The 18850-nt window shown below is 71.9% G+C and carries 11 protein-coding genes; 7 read left to right on the plus strand and 4 right to left on the minus strand.

Annotated elements, in window-relative coordinates:
- The 3 genes from ACIRFL_RS07975 to ACIRFL_RS07985 form a co-directional block, all read left to right on the plus strand.
- Positions 1-286: hypothetical protein (locus tag ACIRFL_RS07975; RefSeq protein ID WP_404025181.1), on the plus strand; the 286-nt coding region annotated here is incomplete at its 5' end.
- A 72-nt stretch (positions 287-358) separates the two neighbouring features.
- Positions 359-1369: a hypothetical protein gene (locus ACIRFL_RS07980; protein WP_404025184.1), complete on the plus strand. Its 1011-nt coding sequence runs from the start codon at positions 359-361 to the stop codon at positions 1367-1369.
- A 120-nt stretch (positions 1370-1489) separates the two neighbouring features.
- Positions 1490-3433: an FUSC family protein gene (locus tag ACIRFL_RS07985; RefSeq protein WP_404025187.1), complete on the plus strand. Its 1944-nt coding sequence runs from the start codon at positions 1490-1492 to the stop codon at positions 3431-3433.
- Positions 3434-3825: 392 nt separating this feature from the next.
- On the opposite strand, the gene ACIRFL_RS07990 is transcribed toward ACIRFL_RS07985, so the two are convergent.
- Positions 3826-5892, minus strand: a complete 2067-nt coding sequence (locus tag ACIRFL_RS07990) for a PhoX family protein (RefSeq protein WP_404025189.1) — start codon at positions 5890-5892, stop codon at positions 3826-3828.
- 254 nt (positions 5893-6146) lie between these two features.
- Here ACIRFL_RS07990 and ACIRFL_RS07995 point away from each other — a divergent pair, with 254 nt between their 5' ends.
- The 3 genes from ACIRFL_RS07995 (at position 6147) to ACIRFL_RS08005 (ending at position 12836) form a co-directional block, all read left to right on the plus strand.
- On the plus strand, positions 6147-7622 hold the full coding sequence (locus ACIRFL_RS07995; protein WP_404025192.1) for a VWA domain-containing protein: 1476 nt from the start codon (positions 6147-6149) through the stop codon (positions 7620-7622).
- A gap of 179 nt (positions 7623-7801) precedes the next feature.
- On the plus strand, positions 7802-9517 hold the full coding sequence (gene metG / locus ACIRFL_RS08000; RefSeq protein WP_404025193.1) for a methionine--tRNA ligase: 1716 nt from the start codon (positions 7802-7804) through the stop codon (positions 9515-9517).
- 118 nt (positions 9518-9635) lie between these two features.
- Positions 9636-12836, plus strand: coding sequence for an FG-GAP repeat domain-containing protein (locus ACIRFL_RS08005; protein WP_404025196.1), 3201 nt, complete (start codon positions 9636-9638; stop codon positions 12834-12836).
- Positions 12837-12957: 121 nt separating this feature from the next.
- Here the strand turns inward: ACIRFL_RS08005 and aspS are convergent, their stop codons facing one another.
- Complete coding sequence (aspS, locus tag ACIRFL_RS08010; protein WP_404025197.1) at positions 12958-14721, minus strand: aspartate--tRNA ligase; 1764 nt, start codon at positions 14719-14721, stop codon at positions 12958-12960.
- A gap of 205 nt (positions 14722-14926) precedes the next feature.
- On the opposite strand from aspS, the gene ACIRFL_RS08015 reads away from it, so the two are divergent.
- On the plus strand, positions 14927-17062 hold the full coding sequence (locus ACIRFL_RS08015; protein WP_404025199.1) for a SpoIIE family protein phosphatase: 2136 nt from the start codon (positions 14927-14929) through the stop codon (positions 17060-17062).
- A 101-nt stretch (positions 17063-17163) separates the two neighbouring features.
- On the opposite strand, the gene ACIRFL_RS08020 is transcribed toward ACIRFL_RS08015, so the two are convergent.
- Positions 17164-18141: a pirin family protein gene (locus ACIRFL_RS08020; RefSeq protein ID WP_404025201.1), complete on the minus strand. Its 978-nt coding sequence runs from the start codon at positions 18139-18141 to the stop codon at positions 17164-17166.
- Between the two features lie 118 nt (positions 18142-18259).
- Positions 18260-18727 (minus strand): SseB family protein, encoded by a 468-nt coding sequence (locus ACIRFL_RS08025; RefSeq protein ID WP_404025204.1) that lies wholly within the window; start codon positions 18725-18727, stop codon positions 18260-18262.
- Positions 18728-18850 lie beyond the last annotated feature (123 nt).

The following is an 18850-nucleotide window of genomic DNA, read 5'->3' on the forward strand; positions in this document are numbered from 1 at the left end:
GCCACCACCGGACAAGGCCACCACCGGGCGGGGCCACCACCGGGCGGGGCCGCGGCCGGGCGCGTCGTGTGCCGGGGGCACCGCCGAGCGCGGGTCCGTGCTGCCGCCGGGCCGGTGGCTCCACCGGGGGCGGGCCGGGGGCCGGCAAGCGCTGCCGGAGCCGCGGCGGCACGGCGCGGCCGGGACCGCCGACCCGATCGGGATCGTCATCGCACGCGGGGCGGTGCCGCTGTCGGCGCCCCGCGCGGGGACCGTTGGTGGTGGGCGTCCGGTGGTGGCGGGTTGAATACGGTCCGCATTCCACCCGATTGCACCCATAGCGGTCGCCGTTCGGGGCCGGAGGCCGTTGGCTGGGAGGGTGTCCCCACGTCTCAGGAGCGCCCTGTCGGCGGCGCTGATCGGTCTGGCCTGCCTCCTCGTGCCGTTCGGTGCGCTGGCGGCCTGGGCGGCGTACGGTCTCACCGACACCGGCCGGTACGTCACGACGATGGCGCCACTCGCCGCCGACCCGGACGTACGTGACGCGGTCGCGGACACCGTCGGAGCCGGAATCATGCGCGAGGTCGACCAGAAGTTCGACGTCAGCCCGGTGCGGGGCGCCGTCGGGCCGTTCGTGCACGACGCGGTGCACTCCTTCACCCAGACCCGCGCCTTCCGGCTCGCCTGGGACGAGGGCAACCGCGCCACCCACGACGCCGTTCTGCGTGCGCTGCGCGACGAGGACGCCGAGGACGACCTGCTCGAACAGCCGGTCACCGTCGACCTCGCGGCCGTCACCGCCCAGGTCAAACGGCAACTCGCCGAGGACCACATGCCGCTCGCCGACCGGATCCCGGTCGAGCACACCGCGTTCGCCGTCCTGCCCGCCCACGAACTGGCTCCGCTCCGGAAGGGGTACCACGTGCTCGAAGTCGCCGGCTTCTGGCTCCCCGTGGCGGCCGTCGTCTTCGCCGTCGCGGGCATCGCCCTCGCCGTCCACCGCCGGCGCGCGATCACCGCGACCGCGCTCGGTACGGCCCTCGGCGGCGCCCTGCTCGGCGTCGCCCTCACCATCGGCCGCCGCCTCACCCTCGCCGACCTGCCCACCGACGTCCCCCAGCCGGCCGCCGGCGCCGTCTACGACGCCCTCACGGCCACCCTGCGCACGGTCTCCTGGCTGCTGCTCGGCCTCGGCCTCACGGTGGCCGTGGTCACCTGGCTGACCCGGAACGTACGCGCGCTGTCCCCTCGGGCCCGTGCCCTGCCCGCCCACCGGGACACCGCCCCGTCGCAGCGGCCCCCCGAATTCGACGACGAGCCCGTCCAGCCCGAAGCCGGCATCGGAGCAGGCTGGCCACCAGGAGGCCCCACCGCCACCCCCGGAGCCTGACCGGCCGCTGCCCGCCGCAGGCCAGACAGGCATCCGGTGCCGGAAGTCGAGCCCGCCGGTGCCGAGGGCGGGTCAGGGGCCGGCCGGGATGACCCGGCATGCCCCGGACATAATGGGCGCATGTCCCGCGAGTTCCCCATCAGCCTCACCCCTCCCGACTGGCTGGTACGGAACCTGCGACCGCAGCGGGCGCCCGTCAACCGGCCCGCCATGGTCCGCGCGGCCGTCGCCATGGCCCTGCCGCTGGCCCTGGGACTCACCACCGGCCACCCTGCCTACGGCGCGCTGGCATCCATGGGCGCCCTGTCCGGCGTCATCGGCGACACCGCCGACGCCTACCACCTGCGGATCCTCAACATCGCCGTGCCGCAGCTGTTCGGCGCTGTCGGCGTCACCCTCGGCTCGGCCGTGCACGACCAGGGCTGGCTCGCCGTCGGCGTCCTCACCGTCGTCGCGCTGGTCTCCGGGATGATCTCGACGATCGGCGCGGTGGCCTCCGTATCGGGACTGCTCCTGCTCCTGAACGCCGTGGTCGGCGCCGGACTCCCGCTGCCCCCGCCCTGGTGGCTGGCCCCGGTCCTGATGACCGGCGGCGGGCTGCTCGTCCTGCTGCTCGCCCTGCTCTCCTGGCCGCTGCGCTCCGGCGTGCCCGAGCGGACGGCCGTCGCGCAGTCGTACCGTGCGGTCGCCGCGCTGCTCGCCGTGTCCGGCACCGACCGCACCGAGGAGTACGACGACGCCCGCCGCGCGGTCACCCAGTCCCTGAACCAGTCGTACGACCTGATCCTCGCCCGGCGCGCCCGGCACCACGGCCGCAGCCGCGAACTGACCCGGCTGCTCGCCCAGTTGAACGCGATCACCCCGGTCGTCGAGGCGGCACCCGCCGCCCACCTGGCCGGCGGACCGCTGCCGCCGCAGATCCCCGCGGCGGTCCGCCGCCTCGCCGACGCCGTGGCCGGCGCGGCCCCCGCACCGGCGGGCCCGGCCCTGCCGGAACCGGCCGGCGAGACCGCGCGCGCCGTCGACCACGCCCTGCGGCACGCCGCCGCCGTCGTGGCCGCCCCCGACATGGACCCCCGCGGCATCGACGACCGTCCCGGCGGCCCCGCCGCGCTGCGGGTCCGCACCGCACGGGCCGCCCGCAACGTCACCCTGTCCGCCAACTCCTGGCGCTACGGCCTGCGGCTTGCCCTGTGCATCGGACTGGCCCAGGTGCTGGTGTCGATCCTGCCGGTGCCCCGCTCCTACTGGGTCGCCCTCACCATCACCTTCGTCCTCAAACCCGACTTCGGCTCGGTCTTCTCCCGTGCGCTGCTGCGCGCGCTGGGCACGGTGGCGGGCCTGCTGGTCGCGGCGGCCGTCCTCGCCGAGGTGCCGCGGGGCTGGTGGGACGTGCCGGTGATGGTGGTACTGGCGCCGCTGATCCCCGCGTTCACGCCCCGCGGCTACGGCTACCAGACCGCGGCGATCACCCCGGTGATCCTGCTGCTCTCCGACATCCTGAACCACCAGGGGACGGCCCTGCTGCTGCCGCGGCTGCTCGACTCGCTGCTGGGCTGCGCCATCGCCCTGATCGCCGGCTATCTGCTGTGGCCGGAGAGCTGGCACACCCGGGTCGGCGACCGGCTCGCCGACGCGGTCGCGGACACGGCCCGCTACGTCGGGTCGGCGTTCCGGCCCGACGCCGACCCGGCCGCGGGTGTCCGCATGCGCCGCCGCCTCTACCGGGACCTCTCGGTCATCCGCACCGAGTTCCAGCGCGCCCTGACCGAACCCCCGCCCACCGGCCGCCGCGCCGCCGCGTGGTGGCCGCTGGTGGTCGCCGTGGAACGGATCGTCGACGCCACGACGGCGGCCCGGGTGCGGGTACGGCACGGCGCCCCGCCGCCGTCCGCCGCGGAGGTCGACCAGGTGGTACGCCAGCTCGGGGAGCTGGCGGACGGTGTGCGGCGGGCGTCGACGCTGATCGCGGTCCGTACGGATCTCACTGGGCCGGCGGATGGTGTCCTTGAGCCGTTGCGGCAGGAGGTGGCCGCGGCTCGGGCGATCGCGTCGCCCCACTGACGGCTGCGCCGCCTCAGCGTTGATCGGGCGGCCGTTCGTTGTCGACTGCGGGTGCGTTGTGGGTTTTGCGCAGTTCCCCGCGCCCCTGATCAGCCGGCCGTTCGTCGTCGACTGCGGGTGCGTTGTGGGTTTTGCGCAGTTCCCCGCGCCCCTGATCAGCCGGCCGTTCGTCGTCGGGCGCGGGTCCGTCGTGGGATTTGCGCCGGTCCCCGCGCCCCTGATCAGCCGGCCGTTCGTTGTCGGGCGCGGGTCCGTCGTGGGATTTGCGCCGGTCCCCGCGCGCCTGGGCGGGCGACGGGCCCCGCGGGACTGGTTGGGCGAGTCTTCGTGGGTGGCCGCGGGGGCGGCGTGGTTGTCGCGCCCGCGGCCGTTGCACGACCCTGTCGCGGTCGTCAGACGCCGATGTTGCGGCCGTCTGCACGCCATACCGCGACCACGGCCGGGCGCACGATCTTTCCGGCGCCGTCCGGCCAGGCGCTCGCCGGCTTCTCCACGGACGCGCCGTCCACCTCGCCCGGGTGCTGCACGGCGACCAGGACGCGGCGCTCCTGGATGATCGGACCGCAGGTCTCGGCGCCGTTCGGCATGGTCAGGAACTGCTTCAGCTCACCGCGCCGGTCACCCTTGGTGGCGACGCCGAACAGGCCGTCGTGCGTGCCGAGCGCGTTGCCGTCGGTGGAGATCCACAGGTTGCCGTGCGCGTCGAAGGCCACGTTGTCCGGGCAGGAGATCGGGCTGACCCGGTCCTTCGGGAAGCCCGCGAAGTAGGTGGCCGGGTCGGCGGGGTCACCGGCGACCAGGAACACCGACCAGCCGAAGGAGGTGGCGTCGGCCCGGTTGCCCCGCTCGGTGAGTTCGAGGATGTGCCCGTGCTTGTTGTTGGTGCGCGGGTTGGCCTCGTCGGCGACGGGGGAACCGGTCTTGCCGCGGTTGGTGTTGTTGGTGAGCGCGACGTACACCTTGCCGGACTGCGGCGACGGCTCGATGTCCTCCGGGCGGTCCATCTTCGTGGCGCCCACCTTGTCACCGGCGAGCCGCGTGAAGACGAAGACCTCCTCCGCGCTCATGCCCTCGACATGCGAGACGGCGCCGTGCGCGGTGGCGGTGGCCAGCGGGATCCAGGTGCCGCTGCCGTCGAACTCGCCGTCGGCGGGGAGCGTGCCGCTGCCGTCGATCTCGCTCGCCGGGGAGTCACCGGTGAGCTTGGCGACGTACAGGGTGCCCTCGTCCAGCAGCGTCAGGTTGTGCTCGCGCGCGGAACGGCTGTTGCCGTGCCGCATCCGCTTGCTGCCGACGAACTTGTAGAAGTAGTCGAACCGCTCGTCGTCGCCGGTGTAGACGACGGGACGCCCGTCCGACGTCATCCGCACGGTCGCCGCCTCGTGCTTGAACCGGCCGAGCGCGGTCCGCTTGCGCGGGGTCGACGTCGGGTCGTACGGGTCGAACTCGACGACGTACCCGAACCGGTGCACCTCGTTGGGCTCCTGAGCGATGTCGAAGCGCTTGTCGAACCGCTCCCACTTGCGCTCCGTCGCGCCGGTGCCGATGCCGTAGCGCTTGTCGGTGTCCCGGTCGGCGTTGGCGAAGTACTGGTTGAAGTTCTCCTCGCCGTGCAGCGTGGTGCCCCACGGGGTGGTGCCGCCGGAGCAGTTGTTGAGGGTGCCGAGCACCTTACGGCCCGTCGGGTCGGCGGAGGTCTTCAGCAGGCGCGAACCGGCGGCGGGCCCGGTCAGCCGGAACTCGCTGGTGGCGGTGATCCGCCGGTTGAGGTGGTGCCGGTTGACGACGGTCAGCCTGCCGCTGCTGCGGTCCTCCTCCACGACGACGGCCGACAGACCGTGCGCGGCCCAGGCGACCTCGACCTGCTCACGGGTGGGGTTGGCGGCGTCGTACCCGCGGAACATCAGGACCTCGTCCGTGTACTCGTGGTTGGCCACGAGCAGCTGACGGTGGTGCTCGCCGGGCACCGGCAGCAGGGCGAGGAAGTCGTTGTTGTAGCCGAACTGACCGGCCTGCGCGGCGGCCGTCTGACGCTCCGGGTCGAAGGCGGGGGCGCCGCGCAGGATGGGCTCGCCCCACCGGATGACGACGTTCTGCCGGTAGCCGCCGGGCACGGTGACCTGGTCGGCGGTGTTCGGCGCGACCGGTTCGAACCGCAGACCGCGCGCGGCCTGGCCGGGTTTGACCGGCTTGCCCGGCTTGCCATGCTTCGCGTCCACGGCGGCGGCCTGCGGGGCACCGGCGACCACGGCGGAGCCCGCGGCGGCGGCCACCGTGACCGCGGCGGCGGCGCGCAGCGCGCCACGGCGGCTCAGGGCGCCGGCGATGACATCGCCGACGTACTCGTTGGCGCTGGTGTTGGGCACCTCATGGAAGCAGGCGTCACCACACCGGAAACGACAGGTCATGGCGGAACGTCCGCCCGAATGCGAGCCGATGATCGGCAGCAGATTGCGCACTTTGCTCTCCCCTTGCGAACCCTTGGTGTGGGCGTGACGGTATGGGCAGGCGTGTGCGAGCGGACAGCCTCCAGATGAACGAAAAGTGAACCGCGCCCGGCCTCAAAGGCGTTGGGAGGCGAGCCGCCGGCGCGCTGCCGTGCAGGGGCGTGGACTCTCGCCCCTGCCCAAGATCACCATCTGGGGCCGCTAACCTTACGTGTCCGTCCTGGCCAGGGATCGACGGGCATCAACTCACGCGAAGGGTTGCGCACATGGGCATTCTCACTCTCCTGCGGAACGCATTCGGCCGATCACGCAAGGGGCACACGGCCGCGGCAGAGGGTGCGGACCAGCTCCCCGCGCAGCAACAGCCTGCGGCGCCGGAGCCGGAGCCTGCGGCACAGCAAGCCGACCCGAAGCCGGAGCCTGCGGCACAGGAGGCCGACCTCAAGCCGGCCCCCACCCAGGTCCCGGAACCCCGCCACGCCACCTCCTCGGAGCACGACCTGGTGACAGCGGCCTTCGACAACATCACACCCCCCACCGAGACAACTGAACCGACGACCACGGCCGGATCGCCGGACACGGCTACGACGGCAGAGGCCGGCGCTGAGGTGGCGTCGGAGGTTGCTTCACCCACCGAGACCACGCAGCAGCCCGACCCCGAGGTGACCCCGGAGCCGGAGCCGACGCCTGCCGCCGAGCCCGAGCCGGCGCCGGCGCCGGCGCCGGCGCCCGTCGAAGAGGCCGAGGAAGAGCAGACGCCGACCGGCAAGAACGAGGAGGAGCCGACGGCGACGGCCGAACCTGAGCCGGTCGCGGTGGCTCCCGAGCCCCAGACGGAACCCGCCACCACCCCGGAGGAACCGGCAGCCGCCGACGGCGAGGACACCCCCGCGGGGCCACCCGCACCCGACAACGAGACCCGCACGGGTGGTGCGGGTGGGAACGAGACCGTCGAAGGCGAAGCCGAGACGGAACCCGCCACACCCCCGCAGGCAGCCGCCGACGGCGAGAACACCCCCGCGGGGCCACCCGCACCCGACAACGAAACCCGCACGGGTGGTGCGGGTGGGAACGAGACCGTCGAAGGCGAAGCCGAGACGAAAGCCGCCGCAACCCCGGAGGAACCGGCACCCCCCGCGGCAGCGGCAGCGCTCGCCAAGGCCGACCTCACCGGCACCCGAGCCAAGCTGTACCTCGTGCTCGACCGCTCCGCCTCCATGCGCCCGTACTACAAGGACGGCTCCGCCCAGGCCCTCGCCGAGCAGACCCTCGCCCTCGCCGCCGAGCTCGACCCCGAGGCCACGGTCCACGTCGTCTTCTTCTCCACGGAGGTGGACGGCACCACCGACCTCACCCTCACCGACCACGAGAACAAGATCGACGAGGTGCACGCGACCCTCGGCCGCATGGGCCGCACCAGCTACCACGCCGCCGTGGAAGCCGTACTCGCCCACCGCGCGAAGTCCAAGGCCGCGGCCACCACTCCCACCCTCGTCGTGTTCCAGACGGACGGCGCCCCGGACGCCAAGACCCCCGCCACCCAGGCCCTCGCGGACGCCGCGAAGAAGCACCCGTCCGTCTTCTTCTCCTTCGTCGCCTTCGGTGAGCACGACAACAAGGCGTTCGACTACCTCCGCAAGCTGAAGACCGGCAACGCGTCCTTCTTCCACGCGGGCCCCACCCCCCGCGAGCTGACGGACGCGGAACTCTACGAGGGCGTACTGGCCGGCTGGCGCCCGTAACCCGGCCCGCTTCACCCCGCCCGCGTCCACCTCGCCTCGCGCCGCCCGCTTCCACCCCGTAATACGGGAGGCGGGCGGCGCACCCGTGTCGGCTACGATTTCAAGGTTCGTAGACGGACGAAAGCGACCCGCAAAACGGCCGACCGTCACCCCACGTAGCGACTTGGGAGCAGCCCGCGATGGCTCGACACCTCATCACCAGCGCCCTTCCGTACATCAACGGGATCAAGCACCTGGGCAACATGGTGGGGTCCATGCTCCCGGCGGACGTGTACTCCCGGTATCTGCGCCGGCGCGGCCACGACGTCCTGTACATCTGCGCGACCGACGAGCACGGCACCCCCGCGGAGCTGGCCGCCAAGGAACAGGGCCTGCCGGTCGCCGAGTTCTGCGCCCAGGCGCACGACGCCCAGAAGGCGGTCTACGACGGCTTCGGGCTGGCCTTCGACTACTTCGGCCGCAGCTCCAGCGCGCAGAACGTGGAAATCACTCAGCACTTCGCCCGCAGGCTCAACGAGAACGGCTTCATCGAAGAACGCGCGATCCGCCAGGTGTACAGCCCCGCCGACGGCCGCTTCCTGCCGGACCGCTATGTCGAGGGCACCTGCCCCCACTGCGGCTACGACAAGGCCCGCGGCGACCAGTGCGAGAACTGCACCCGGGTGCTGGACCCGACCGATCTGATCAACCCGCGCTCGGCGATCTCCGGCTCCACGGACCTGGAGGTCCGCGAGACCAAGCATCTCTTCCTGCTCCAGTCGAAGCTGGAGAGCGAGGTCCGCGAGTGGGTGGCCCGCCATGACAAGGACTGGCCGCACCTGGCGTCCTCCATCGCCCACAAGTGGCTGACCGAGGGCCTGCACGACCGCGCGATCACCCGCGACCTGGACTGGGGCGTGCCGGTCCCGGCCGACACCTGGCCGGAGCTTGCCGCGGAGGGCAAGGTCTTCTACGTCTGGTTCGACGCCCCGATCGAGTACATCGGCGCGACGAAGGAGTGGTCGGACCGGGACCCGGAGAACCGTGACTGGAAGTCGTGGTGGTACGACGTCGACACGGACGTCCGCTACACCGAGTTCATGGCGAAGGACAACGTCCCGTTCCACACGGTGATGTTCCCGGCCACCGAACTCGGCGTCCGCGAGCCGTGGAAGAAGGTCGACTACGTCAAGGCGTTCAACTGGCTGACGTACTACGGCGGAAAGTTCTCCACCTCGCAGAAGCGGGGCGTCTTCACGGACCAGGCCCTGGAGATCCTTCCGGCCGACTACTGGCGCTACTTCCTGATCGCCAACGCCCCCGAGTCGGACGACGCGTCCTTCACCTGGGAGCACTTCACGGCCACGGTGAACAAGGACCTGGCCGACACCCTCGGCAACTTCGTCAACCGTGTGCTGTCGTTCTCGAAGAAGCGCTTCGGCGAGCAGGTCCCGGCGGGCGGCGAGCCCGGCGAGGCGGAGACGAAGCTCGGCGCGGAGATCGCCCGCCTGCTGGCCGAGTACGAGGAGCACATGGAGGCGCTCCAGTTCCGCAAGGCCGCGGCGGCGCTGCGCGCCCTGTGGTCGGCGGGCAACTCCTACCTGGAGGAGAAGGCCCCCTGGCTGGAGATCAAGACCGACAAGGACGGCGCGGCCCTCACGCTGCGCACGGCGATGAACCTGATCCACCTGTACGCGGTGGTCTCGGAACCGCTCATCCCGTCGGCGTCGGCCGCCATGCGCGCGGCCTTCTCCCTGCCCGACGACACGGCGGCCTGGGTCTCCGCGGACGAGGCCCGCGCGCTCGTCGCGGTCCCCGCAGGCACCCCCTTCACCGTCCCACCGGTCCTGTTCGCCAAGCTCACGGACGACGACCTGGAAACCTACAAGGACCGCTTCGGCGGCGAGGCCGCCTGACCCCGCGGGCGTCGGCCCCGCCGACGCCCGGCGCCGCCCCTTCCCCGCACGCCGGGCACTGGTACAGTCCGCTCACTTGTGCGGGGGTGGGGAGCCCCCGCGGGGGAGGGAACCTCACGTGGGCAGACACGCCCTGGGGCGGGGCGGCCGGGCCGTTCTCGGCTCCGTACTCTCGGCCGTGCTGGCGGCCGGCTCGATCACACTGTTCTCCGTCTCGGCACAGACCGGCACGGCACGGGCCGCCACCGCCGCGGCCACGAACGCCGGCACCACTGAGATCGTCCTGAACGATCCGCGCGGCGACACCCCGCGCGCCGAGCGCCTGCTCGCCGCGGGCGAGACCGGTTTCCTGCACCGCCGTGAGGACATCGCCGGGCTGCTGTGGACCGACTACACCGACGGCACCACGGTCACCGTGAAAACCGCCTCCGGCAGCGTCTACCAGCCGGACGGCCGCGCCTGCGAGTCCATCGACGACCCGTGCCCCTCCGGCCACTACGGGCAGGGCACCGACACCGTGGCCCTGCCCGACCGGTACGGCCGCGACATGACGCTGTGGACCCCCGACGGCGGGGCGTCACGCACCCTCCGCGTGCCTTCCCACGCCTACGTGGGCACGTACGGCGACACAGTCATCGTCGCCGGGTACAACGCCATCGGCGACAAGACCGCCCAGGGCACCTCGCTGCTGCTCCTCGACGAGGTCGACGGCGTGGAGCGGGATCGCTCTGTGACGGGCTACCCCTCCGCGGAGGCCGACTGGTCGGAGAGCATGTTCGTCCGGACCGGCGACGGGAAGGGCGCGCTGCTCGCCTACCCGGTCCGGGCGGCCGGCACCGTGGTCTCGTACACGGTCGGCTACCTCGACTTCGCGACGGCGCGGTTCACGGTGGCGTTCACGGGCGCGGCCTTCCGGCCCCAGCTGGTCCTCACCGAGGACCGCGTCGGCTGGTACACGCCGGCGTCAGGGCTGCACCTCAAGTCCCGCACCGACCTCACGGCCGGGGAGACGACCCCGGTGCCGGCCGGCAGCACGGCCGGCACCGGCGCTCCCGTCCTGGTCGGGGACTGGATGGTGCTCGCCACGTCCGGCGGCGGCGTACGGGCGGTCTCCCTGACCGACGGCACCGTACGGACCCTGCTAACCCGGTCGTACGGCACCCCCCTGGCCGCCCCCGCCGGGACCGCCCTGGTCACCGGCGGCACCGGCACGACCGACTGGTGGGTGCAGCGCGTCACCGTGGGTCCCGACGGCGCCCCGCTGCTCACGAAGCTGTCCAAGGTGGCACCGCTGGAGTACCCCAAGACGGGCCTGGCGCTCAGCCGGGGCAGTCTGCGCGTGGCCCAGGACAGGAGAAGCGGCACGTACCCCACGTCCGTGCGCACGCTCACCACGAACGGCTCCACCACGCTGACCGCCTCCGCACCCAAGGCCGGCGACTCGGTCGGCCCGGAGTGCCCGGACCCGGACATCGCCTGCTCGCCGCTGTGGGGCAACAGCGGCACCGACCCGGCGGACGTCTTCCTCGACACCTTCTTCGACGAGAGCGGCAGCGGTCTGGAGAACGCCGACCGGCTGGTCGCCATCGGCGACGAGTGGTCCTCCACCACGCTTGAGTTCGGCACCGAGGGCGGCGAGATCGTCGACGTCTCCGACGGCTACGCCGTCTACAACTCGGGCGGCCAGGCGCCGATGCAGTACGTCGGCGAGTTCGGGTACGGCCGGCAGCTCAAGCGTTCCGTGCGGGCCGCGGCCCTGAACGGCCCCGTCCTGTGGAGCGCCACCTCCACCGCGGGCAAGCTGACCTCGTACAGCCTGACCCAGAAGAAGACCCTCGCCACGGTGACGGTGCCCTCGCTCGGCTGCGTCCCGACCGAACTCCAGGCGGCGGGCCGCTGGGTGTACTGGGCCTGCGGCACACGCTCGGCCGGGGTGTACGACACCAAGGCCGCCCGCTCCCGCGCCGTGACCCCCGGTGACGTGCTGCTCGGCGACGGCTTCACGGTCCGCCACGACCACGGCACCGGCCGGCTGATGCTCACCGAGGCGGCCACCGGCGCCACCCGGGTGATCGCCTCCCAGCTGCCCGAGACGGGCCCCGCCGTGGACCGCCGCCACCGGTGGACGGTCGACGAGTACACGGGCCTGGTCGCCTGGTTCGACGCCTACGAGCAGACGCACATCGCCACCACCGGCATCGCCCCGACCGCGGCGACGGCATTCCGCACGGACGCCGGTCAGGACGTGTTCCCGGGCAGCGGGGAACCGTGGAGCGGCGAGTGGCTGCTGTCCCGCCCGGTCACCTCCTGGGCCCTGACCTTCACCTCGGTGCAGAGCGGCACGAGGGGCCGGGCCACCCGCACGTTCACCGGCGGGGCCGTCCCTGCGGTGCTGCACGCGACCTGGAGCGGCAAGACCGCGAGCGGCGAGCGTTTCCCCAACGGGGGATTCACCTGGGCCCTGAAGGCGACCGGTCTGGGCACCTCCGCGCCGGCCACGATGGCGTCCGGCAGTGGCTTCCTGCTGGAGGGCTCCCCGGTGCGGCACGACTTCGCGAGTGCCGACGGTCCGGACGGCCTGGGCGACCTGCTCACCCTCAACGCCTCCGGCGGCCTGACCTACCAGCAGGGCACCGGCACGGGGAAGTTCGGCAGCAGGACGACCGGGACCGGCTGGCCGACCAGCGCCCGCTTCGTGCCGATCGGTGACCTGAGCGGCGACCGCTGCAACGACGTCCTGGTCCGGCTGAGCAGCGGCGCCCTGCGCCTGTACAAGCCGGGCTGCAACGCGGCGCTCAAGCCGTCGACGAAGTACACGACCCTGGCGAGCAGCGGCTGGACCCAGTACGACGTGCTGACCTCGCCGGGCGACATCAGCGGCGACGGCCGTGCCGACCTGATCGCCCGCAACGCCGCCACCGGCGCGGTCTACCTCTACAAGGCCACCAGCACCGGCAAGCTGTCGGCCCGGGTGAAGCTGTACGACAACTGGAAGGGCTACAAGAAGGTCGTCGGCGTCGGTGACCTCAACGGCGACGGCATCGGCGATCTGCTCGCCCAGGACAAGGCGAACAACCTGTACCGCTTCTACGGCACCGGCAAGGGCACCTTCAAGCCTCGCACCAAGCTGTTCTCCTCCTGGGGCGGCTCGTACAACGCGGTCGTCGGCGTCGGCGACATCACGGACGACGGCAAGGCCGACCTGGTCTCCCGCGACAGCGCCGGGAACCTGTACCGCAACAGCGGCGACGGCAAGGGGTCGTTCGGCGCCCGGGTGAAGATCGCGAGCGGCTGGGGGGCGTACAAGTCCCTGTCCTGACCATGTCCTGACCGAGGACACGCGGCCGGGCCGCCGAGCACGGCACGCACAAGGGCTCGGAACCTTCACCGGTTCCGAGCCCTTGTGCGTGCCGTGCTGTGTTCCTTCGTTCCTACGCGCCCTACTTCGGCTGCGGCTTGCGCACCGACAGGTGCAGTTCCTTCAGTCGGGTCTCCTCCAGTTCGGTCGGCGCGCCCATCATCAGGTCCTGGGCGTTGCCGTTGAGCGGGAAGGAGATCGTCTCGCGGATGTTCGGCTCGTCCGCGAGGAGCATGACGATGCGGTCGACGCCCGGGGCGATGCCGCCGTGCGGCGGGGCGCCGAAGCGGAAGGCGCGGAGCATGCCCGCGAACTTCTCCTCCACCGTCTCGCGGTCGTAGCCCGCGATCTCGAAGGCCTTGAGCATGATGTCCGGCTCGTGGTTCCGGATGGCACCGGAGGACAGCTCGACGCCGTTGCAGACGATGTCGTACTGCCAGCCGAGGATGTCCAGCGGGTCCTGGTTCTCCAGTGCCTCAAGGCCGCCCTGCGGCATGGAGAAGGGGTTGTGCGAGAAGTCGATCGCGCCGGTCTCCTCGTCCTTCTCGTACATCGGGAAGTCGACGATCCAGCAGAAGCGGAAGACGTTCTCCTCGAACTGCCCGGCACGCTTGGCCGCCTCGACCCGCACGGCACCCATGATCTTCGAGACCTCGTCGAACTCGCCCGCGCCGAAGAACACGGCGTGACCGGCCGCCAGCGACAGCCGCTTGGTCAGCTCGGCGACGTTCTCCTCGGTGAGGAACTTCGCGATCGGGCCGGACAGCGACCCGTCCTCGGCGACCCGCACCCACGCCAGGCCCTTGGCGCCCTGCGCGACGGCGAAGTCACCGAGCTGGTCGAAGAACTTGCGGGGCTGCGCGGCCACGTCCGGCACCGCCAGGGCACGCACGTGCTTGCCCGCGAACGCCTTGAACTCCGAGCCCTCGAAGACATCGGTGATGTCGGCCAGTTCCAGCTTGGCGCGCAGGTCCGGCTTGTCGGAGCCGTACTTGAGCATCGCCTCGCGGAACGGGATGCGCGGGAAGGGGGAGGTGACATGACGGCCGCCGCCGAACTCCTCGAACAGCTCCGTCATCAGCTTCTCGATCGGCTGGAAGACGTCCTCCTGCTCGACGAAGCTCATCTCGACGTCGAGCTGGTAGAACTCGCCCGGCGAGCGGTCCGCGCGGGCGTCCTCGTCGCGGAAGCAGGGCGCGATCTGGAAGTAGCGGTCGAAGCCGGAGATCATCAGCAGCTGCTTGAACTGCTGGGGCGCCTGGGGCAGGGCGTAGAACTTCCCCGGGTGCAGCCGGGACGGCACGACGAAGTCACGCGCGCCCTCGGGCGAGGTGGCCGACAGGATCGGCGTCGCCATCTCGTTGAAGCCCATCGCCACCATCTTGTGGCGGATCGCGGAGATGACCGACGTGCGCAGCATGATGTTGCGGTGCATGCGCTCGCGGCGCAGGTCCAGGAAGCGGTACTCCAGGCGCCGCTCCTCGTTGACCCCGTCCTCCGTGTTGATGGTGAAGGGGAGGGGGGCCGCCGCACCCAGCACCTCGACCGCGCCGACCTCGATCTCGACCTCACCGGTCGGCAGGTCCGGGTTCACGTTCTCGGCACCGCGCGAGACGACCCGGCCGTCGACCCGGACGACCGTCTCCTTGGAGAGCTTGTCCAGCGCCTCGTACGACTCGGTCCCGGGGCGGGCGACGAGCTGGGTGATGCCGTAGTGGTCGCGCAGATCGATGAAGAGGATGCCGCCCAGGTCGCGCCGATTGTGCAGCCAGCCACTCAGCCGGACGTCGGTGCCGACGTCAGAGGCGCGGAGCTCGCCGCAGGTGTGGGACCTGTACCGATGCATCGTCGTTCATCCAGTCTTCGCGGATCGGGGGCTCGTTTCACGTGAAACTCTCCCCAAGCCTACCGGGCGAGCCAAGATCGACTCCCCATCGTTTCGGAGCCGGTGACCGGTCGAACCACGCCCTGGCGGCGGTGCCGGCCGGGGCCCGACCCCGGGGGAGCCCGGCGGCTGGCACTTTTCGATCACTTCTTCTTAGAGTGGGGCAATGCGTACCGGTGACCCCATGCCCGCGGTGGAGCACGCGCTCACCACCCTCGCGACCGGGCTGTGGCACTGGGACACCGCCACAGGGCTGGTCACCGTGGACGCGGAGTCCGCCCGGCTGCTGGGACTGCCCGCCGAGCGGGCCACCCTCACCCAGGCCCAGACCCGGGCACGGCTGCACCCGGTCGACTGGAACGAGATCACCGGCGTCGTCCGGCTCGCCGTCGCCGAGGACACCCTCGCCGAGGTACGGATCCGCATCATGGACGAGCGGGGCCGGGTCATACGCACCGTACGCAGCCGGTCCAAGCCGTCCTTCGACGCCGAGCGGCAGACCTTCGACCTGATCGGCACCCTCCAGGAGGTCACCGAACCGACCCCCGGCACCCCGGCCGGCCGGCGCGCCGTGCACGGCGACTGGCGGCGCTCCCGGGAGGCCTTCCTGCTGGACGCGGGCCGGGCGCTCGCCGAGGCACGGTCCACCGCTGAGGTGCTGCGGGTCGCGGCCGGACTGTCGATGCCGGGCTTCTCACCGGACGGTCTCGCGGTGTTCGCCAGGATCGGCGACCATCTGACGATCATCGGCCACCACGGGCAGCAGCTGGGCGACGAGGCACCCTTCTTCAACATGCCGCTGGACACCGACTACCCGGCCACCGAGGTGGTGCGCACCGGCCGGGCCGTCTATCTGTCCTCACCGGAGCAGTACCGCACCCGCTACCCGGTCACCTGGCCGCTCGCCGAGCCGTTCGGCCGCCGGTCCTGGGCGTTCCTGCCGCTGACGGCCGGCGGCCGCACGATGGGCGCCTGGCTGGCGGCCTTCACCTACCCGGTCGCCTTCACCCCCGACGAACGGTCCGTGCTGACGACGGTGGCCCGCATGCTCGCCCAGGCGCTGTCCAGGGCCGAGGCCGCCGACTCGGAACGGGAGCTGACCGACGGCCTGCAACGCTCCATGCTGCCCGACCCGGTCCCTCAGGTGCCCGGCCTGACGGTCGCCGCCCGCTACATCCCCACCGGCGGCGGGCTCCAGGTCGGCGGCGACTGGTACGACATCATCCCGCTGCCCGGCGGCGGCTCCCGGGACCCGTCAGGAGGCGGCCGATACGCGCTGGTCGTCGGGGACGTACAGGGGCATGACGTGAGGGCGGCCGGGATCATGGGCCAGCTGCGGATCGCCCTGCGCGCCTACGCCTCCGAGGGCCACCGCCCGGACGCGGTACTCTCCCGGGCCTCCCGCTTCCTGCACGGCATCACCACCGGCACCGACGCCGCCGCCGACCTGCGCTTCGCGACCTGTCTGTATGTGGAGGCGGACCCGGTGTCAGGGGCCCTGGAGATCGCCCGCGCCGGGCATCCCGACCCGGCGATCCGCATGGCGGACAGGACGGTGATGACACGGCCGACCGCGGGCGGGCTGCCGCTGGGCATCGACCCGGACGCCGACTATCCGACGACCCGCCTGGTGCTGGAGCCGGGCGAGACCATGGTGATCTGCACCGACGGTCTGATCGAGACCGGCGGCCATGACATGGACAGCGGCTGGCAGCGCATCCGCGCCATCCTGGAGGAGCACGACGGCGACCTGGAATCGCTAGCCGACGCCCTGGTGCAGGGCGTCCACGGGCCGTCCTCCCACCACACCACCGGGCCGCTGGCCGACCGGCGCGAGGACGACATCGCCCTGCTGCTGGTGCACCGGGCGGCCGAGGACGGCACGGACGGCGCCGCCCTCGGCCGGCCGGCGGTCCGCCGCAGCCTGCTGGCCGTGGCGCAGACCGAACCGGAACGGATCGCCGAGGCCCGCCGACACCTGCGCGGACTGCTGCACGACTGGGCCTCGGCCGACCAGGTCGACTCCGCGGTGCTCCTGGTCTCCGAGATGGTCACCAATGTGCTCGTGCACACCGACGCGGACGCGCTGCTGCTCGCCGAGGTCGGCGGCGAGCCGGGCAGGCGCCGGCTGCGGGTGGAGGTCACCGACGCCGGCGACGACCTCCCGCACCGCCGCCGCCCCGGCGAACTGGCCTCCTCGGGCCGCGGCCTGCTGATGATCGAACTGCTCGCCGACGCATGGGGCGTCACCCCGCGCGGCGAAAGCAAGACCATCTGGTTCGAACTCCACGAACAGGAGTGACACGGAGGTGGGGACGGGCGCGGGCACCCGTCCCCACCCCGGCCCGCCGGCCGGAACGGATCCCGGCCGGCGCTCCCGTCGGTCCTGCGGACCGGCTCCGGTCAGTCCTGCGGGCCGGCCTCGGTCATGCCGTGGACGGCCGGTACGGTGCCGAGGCGCCCCTTCTGGAAGTCCTCGAACGCCTGCATGAGCTCGTCCTTGGTGTTCATGACGAACGGGCCGTAGTGGGCCATCGGCTCCCGGATCGGCTGCCCGCCGAGCAGCACGACCTCCAGGTCCGGCGTGTGGGAGTCCTGCTTCTCGTCCGCGCGGACGGTCAGCGAACCACCCGCGCCGAAGACGGCGGTCTGGCCCAGCTGGACCGGCCGGCCCTCGGCACCGACCGTGCCGCGGCCCGCCAGGACGTACGCGAGACCGTTGAAGTCCTCCCGCCACGGCAGGGTGATCTCCGCGCCCGGCGCCAGCGTCGCGTGGACCATGGTGATCGGCGTGTGCGTGATACCGGGACCGGCGTGGCCGTCCAGCTCACCGGCGATCACGCGCAGCAGCGCGCCGCCGTCGGGACTGGTGAGCAACTGGACGCTGCCGGCGCGGATGTCCTGGTAGCGCGGGGCCATCATCTTGTCCTTGGCGGGGAGGTTCACCCACAGCTGGAGCCCGTGGAACAGGCCGCCGGAGACGACCAGCGCCTCGGGCGGTGCCTCGATGTGCAGGAGGCCCGAGCCCGCGGTCATCCACTGGGTGTCGCCGTTGGTGATGGTGCCGCCACCGCCGTTGGAGTCCTGGTGGTCGAAGATCCCGTCGATGATGTACGTGACGGTCTCGAAGCCGCGGTGCGGGTGCCAGGGCGTGCCCTTGGGCTCGCCGGGCGCGTACTCCACCTCGCCCATCTGGTCCATCATGATGAACGGGTCCAGATGGCGGTAGTTGATCCCGGCGAAGGCCCGGCGCACCGGAAAGCCCTCGCCCTCGAAACCGCTCGGCGCGGTCGTGACGGCGAGCACGGGACGGGCCACCGCGTCGGCGGGCGCGGTCACGCGGGGCAGCGTCAGCGGGTTCTCGACGGTCACTGCAGGCATATCGGTACCTCCTTGTGCGCTCACTTTAGTTGAGCGTTGAACTTTCTGCCACCCCCAACGGAGAAAGCCCGGAGAGAATTCCCTCCGGGCTCGTACGGGTGCGGCGCTGATCGGCCGATCAGCCGTACATGCGGCGCATGGCGAAGTCGACCATCTGCTCGACCGCCTTGGCGTCGAAGACCATCCGGTGCTCGCCCTCCATGTCCAGGACGAAGCCGTAGCCGGTGGGCAGCAGGTCGATCACCTCGGCACCGGTGATGACGAAGTACTTGGACTCCTTGCCCGCGTACCGGCGCAGCTCCTTGAGCGAGGTGAACATCGGGATCACCGGCTGCTGGGTGTTGTGCAGGGCGAGGAAACCGGGGTTGTCACCGCGCGGGCAGTAGACCTTGGACGTGGCGAACACCTGCTGGAAGTCCTCGGCGGCCATCTGACCGGTGGTGAACGCGCGCACCGCGTCCGCGAGCGAGGGCGGGGACGGCTCCGGGTAGAGCGGCGGCTGCTGCCCGTACCCGCCGGGCTGCTGCGGCGGGGCGTACTGCTGCTGTGCGGCGCCCCCGTCCATGGGCTGGCCGTATCCGTACATGCCCGCAAGCGTACCGACCGCCACGACCCCCCAGCAGTCCCCTCAGCCACCCAACAACACCCCCAAAGGGCCACGAGAAACTGCCCAACCAGCCACAACACAGCCGCAGCCAACAGACACCCG

The sequence above is a fragment of the Streptomyces sp. NPDC102462 genome, from assembly GCF_044765425.1.
Taxonomy (GTDB): Bacteria; Actinomycetota; Actinomycetes; order Streptomycetales; family Streptomycetaceae; genus Streptomyces.

Bases quoted from the DNA above. Each gene is read 5' to 3' on its own strand.
- ACIRFL_RS07985 (WP_404025187.1), top strand. From the start codon at position 1,490: ATGTCCCGCGAGTTCCCCATCAGCCTCACCCCTCCCGACTGGCTGGTA.
- ACIRFL_RS08015 (WP_404025199.1), top strand. From the start codon at position 14,927: ATGCGTACCGGTGACCCCATGCCCGCGGTGGAGCACGCGCTCACCACC.
- ACIRFL_RS08020 (WP_404025201.1), bottom strand. From the start codon at position 18,141: ATGCCTGCAGTGACCGTCGAGAACCCGCTGACGCTGCCCCGCGTGACC.
- metG (WP_404025193.1), top strand. From the start codon at position 7,802: ATGGCTCGACACCTCATCACCAGCGCCCTTCCGTACATCAACGGGATC.
- ACIRFL_RS07995 (WP_404025192.1), top strand. From the start codon at position 6,147: ATGGGCATTCTCACTCTCCTGCGGAACGCATTCGGCCGATCACGCAAG.
- aspS (WP_404025197.1), bottom strand. From the start codon at position 14,721: ATGCATCGGTACAGGTCCCACACCTGCGGCGAGCTCCGCGCCTCTGAC.
- ACIRFL_RS08025 (WP_404025204.1), bottom strand. From the start codon at position 18,727: ATGTACGGATACGGCCAGCCCATGGACGGGGGCGCCGCACAGCAGCAG.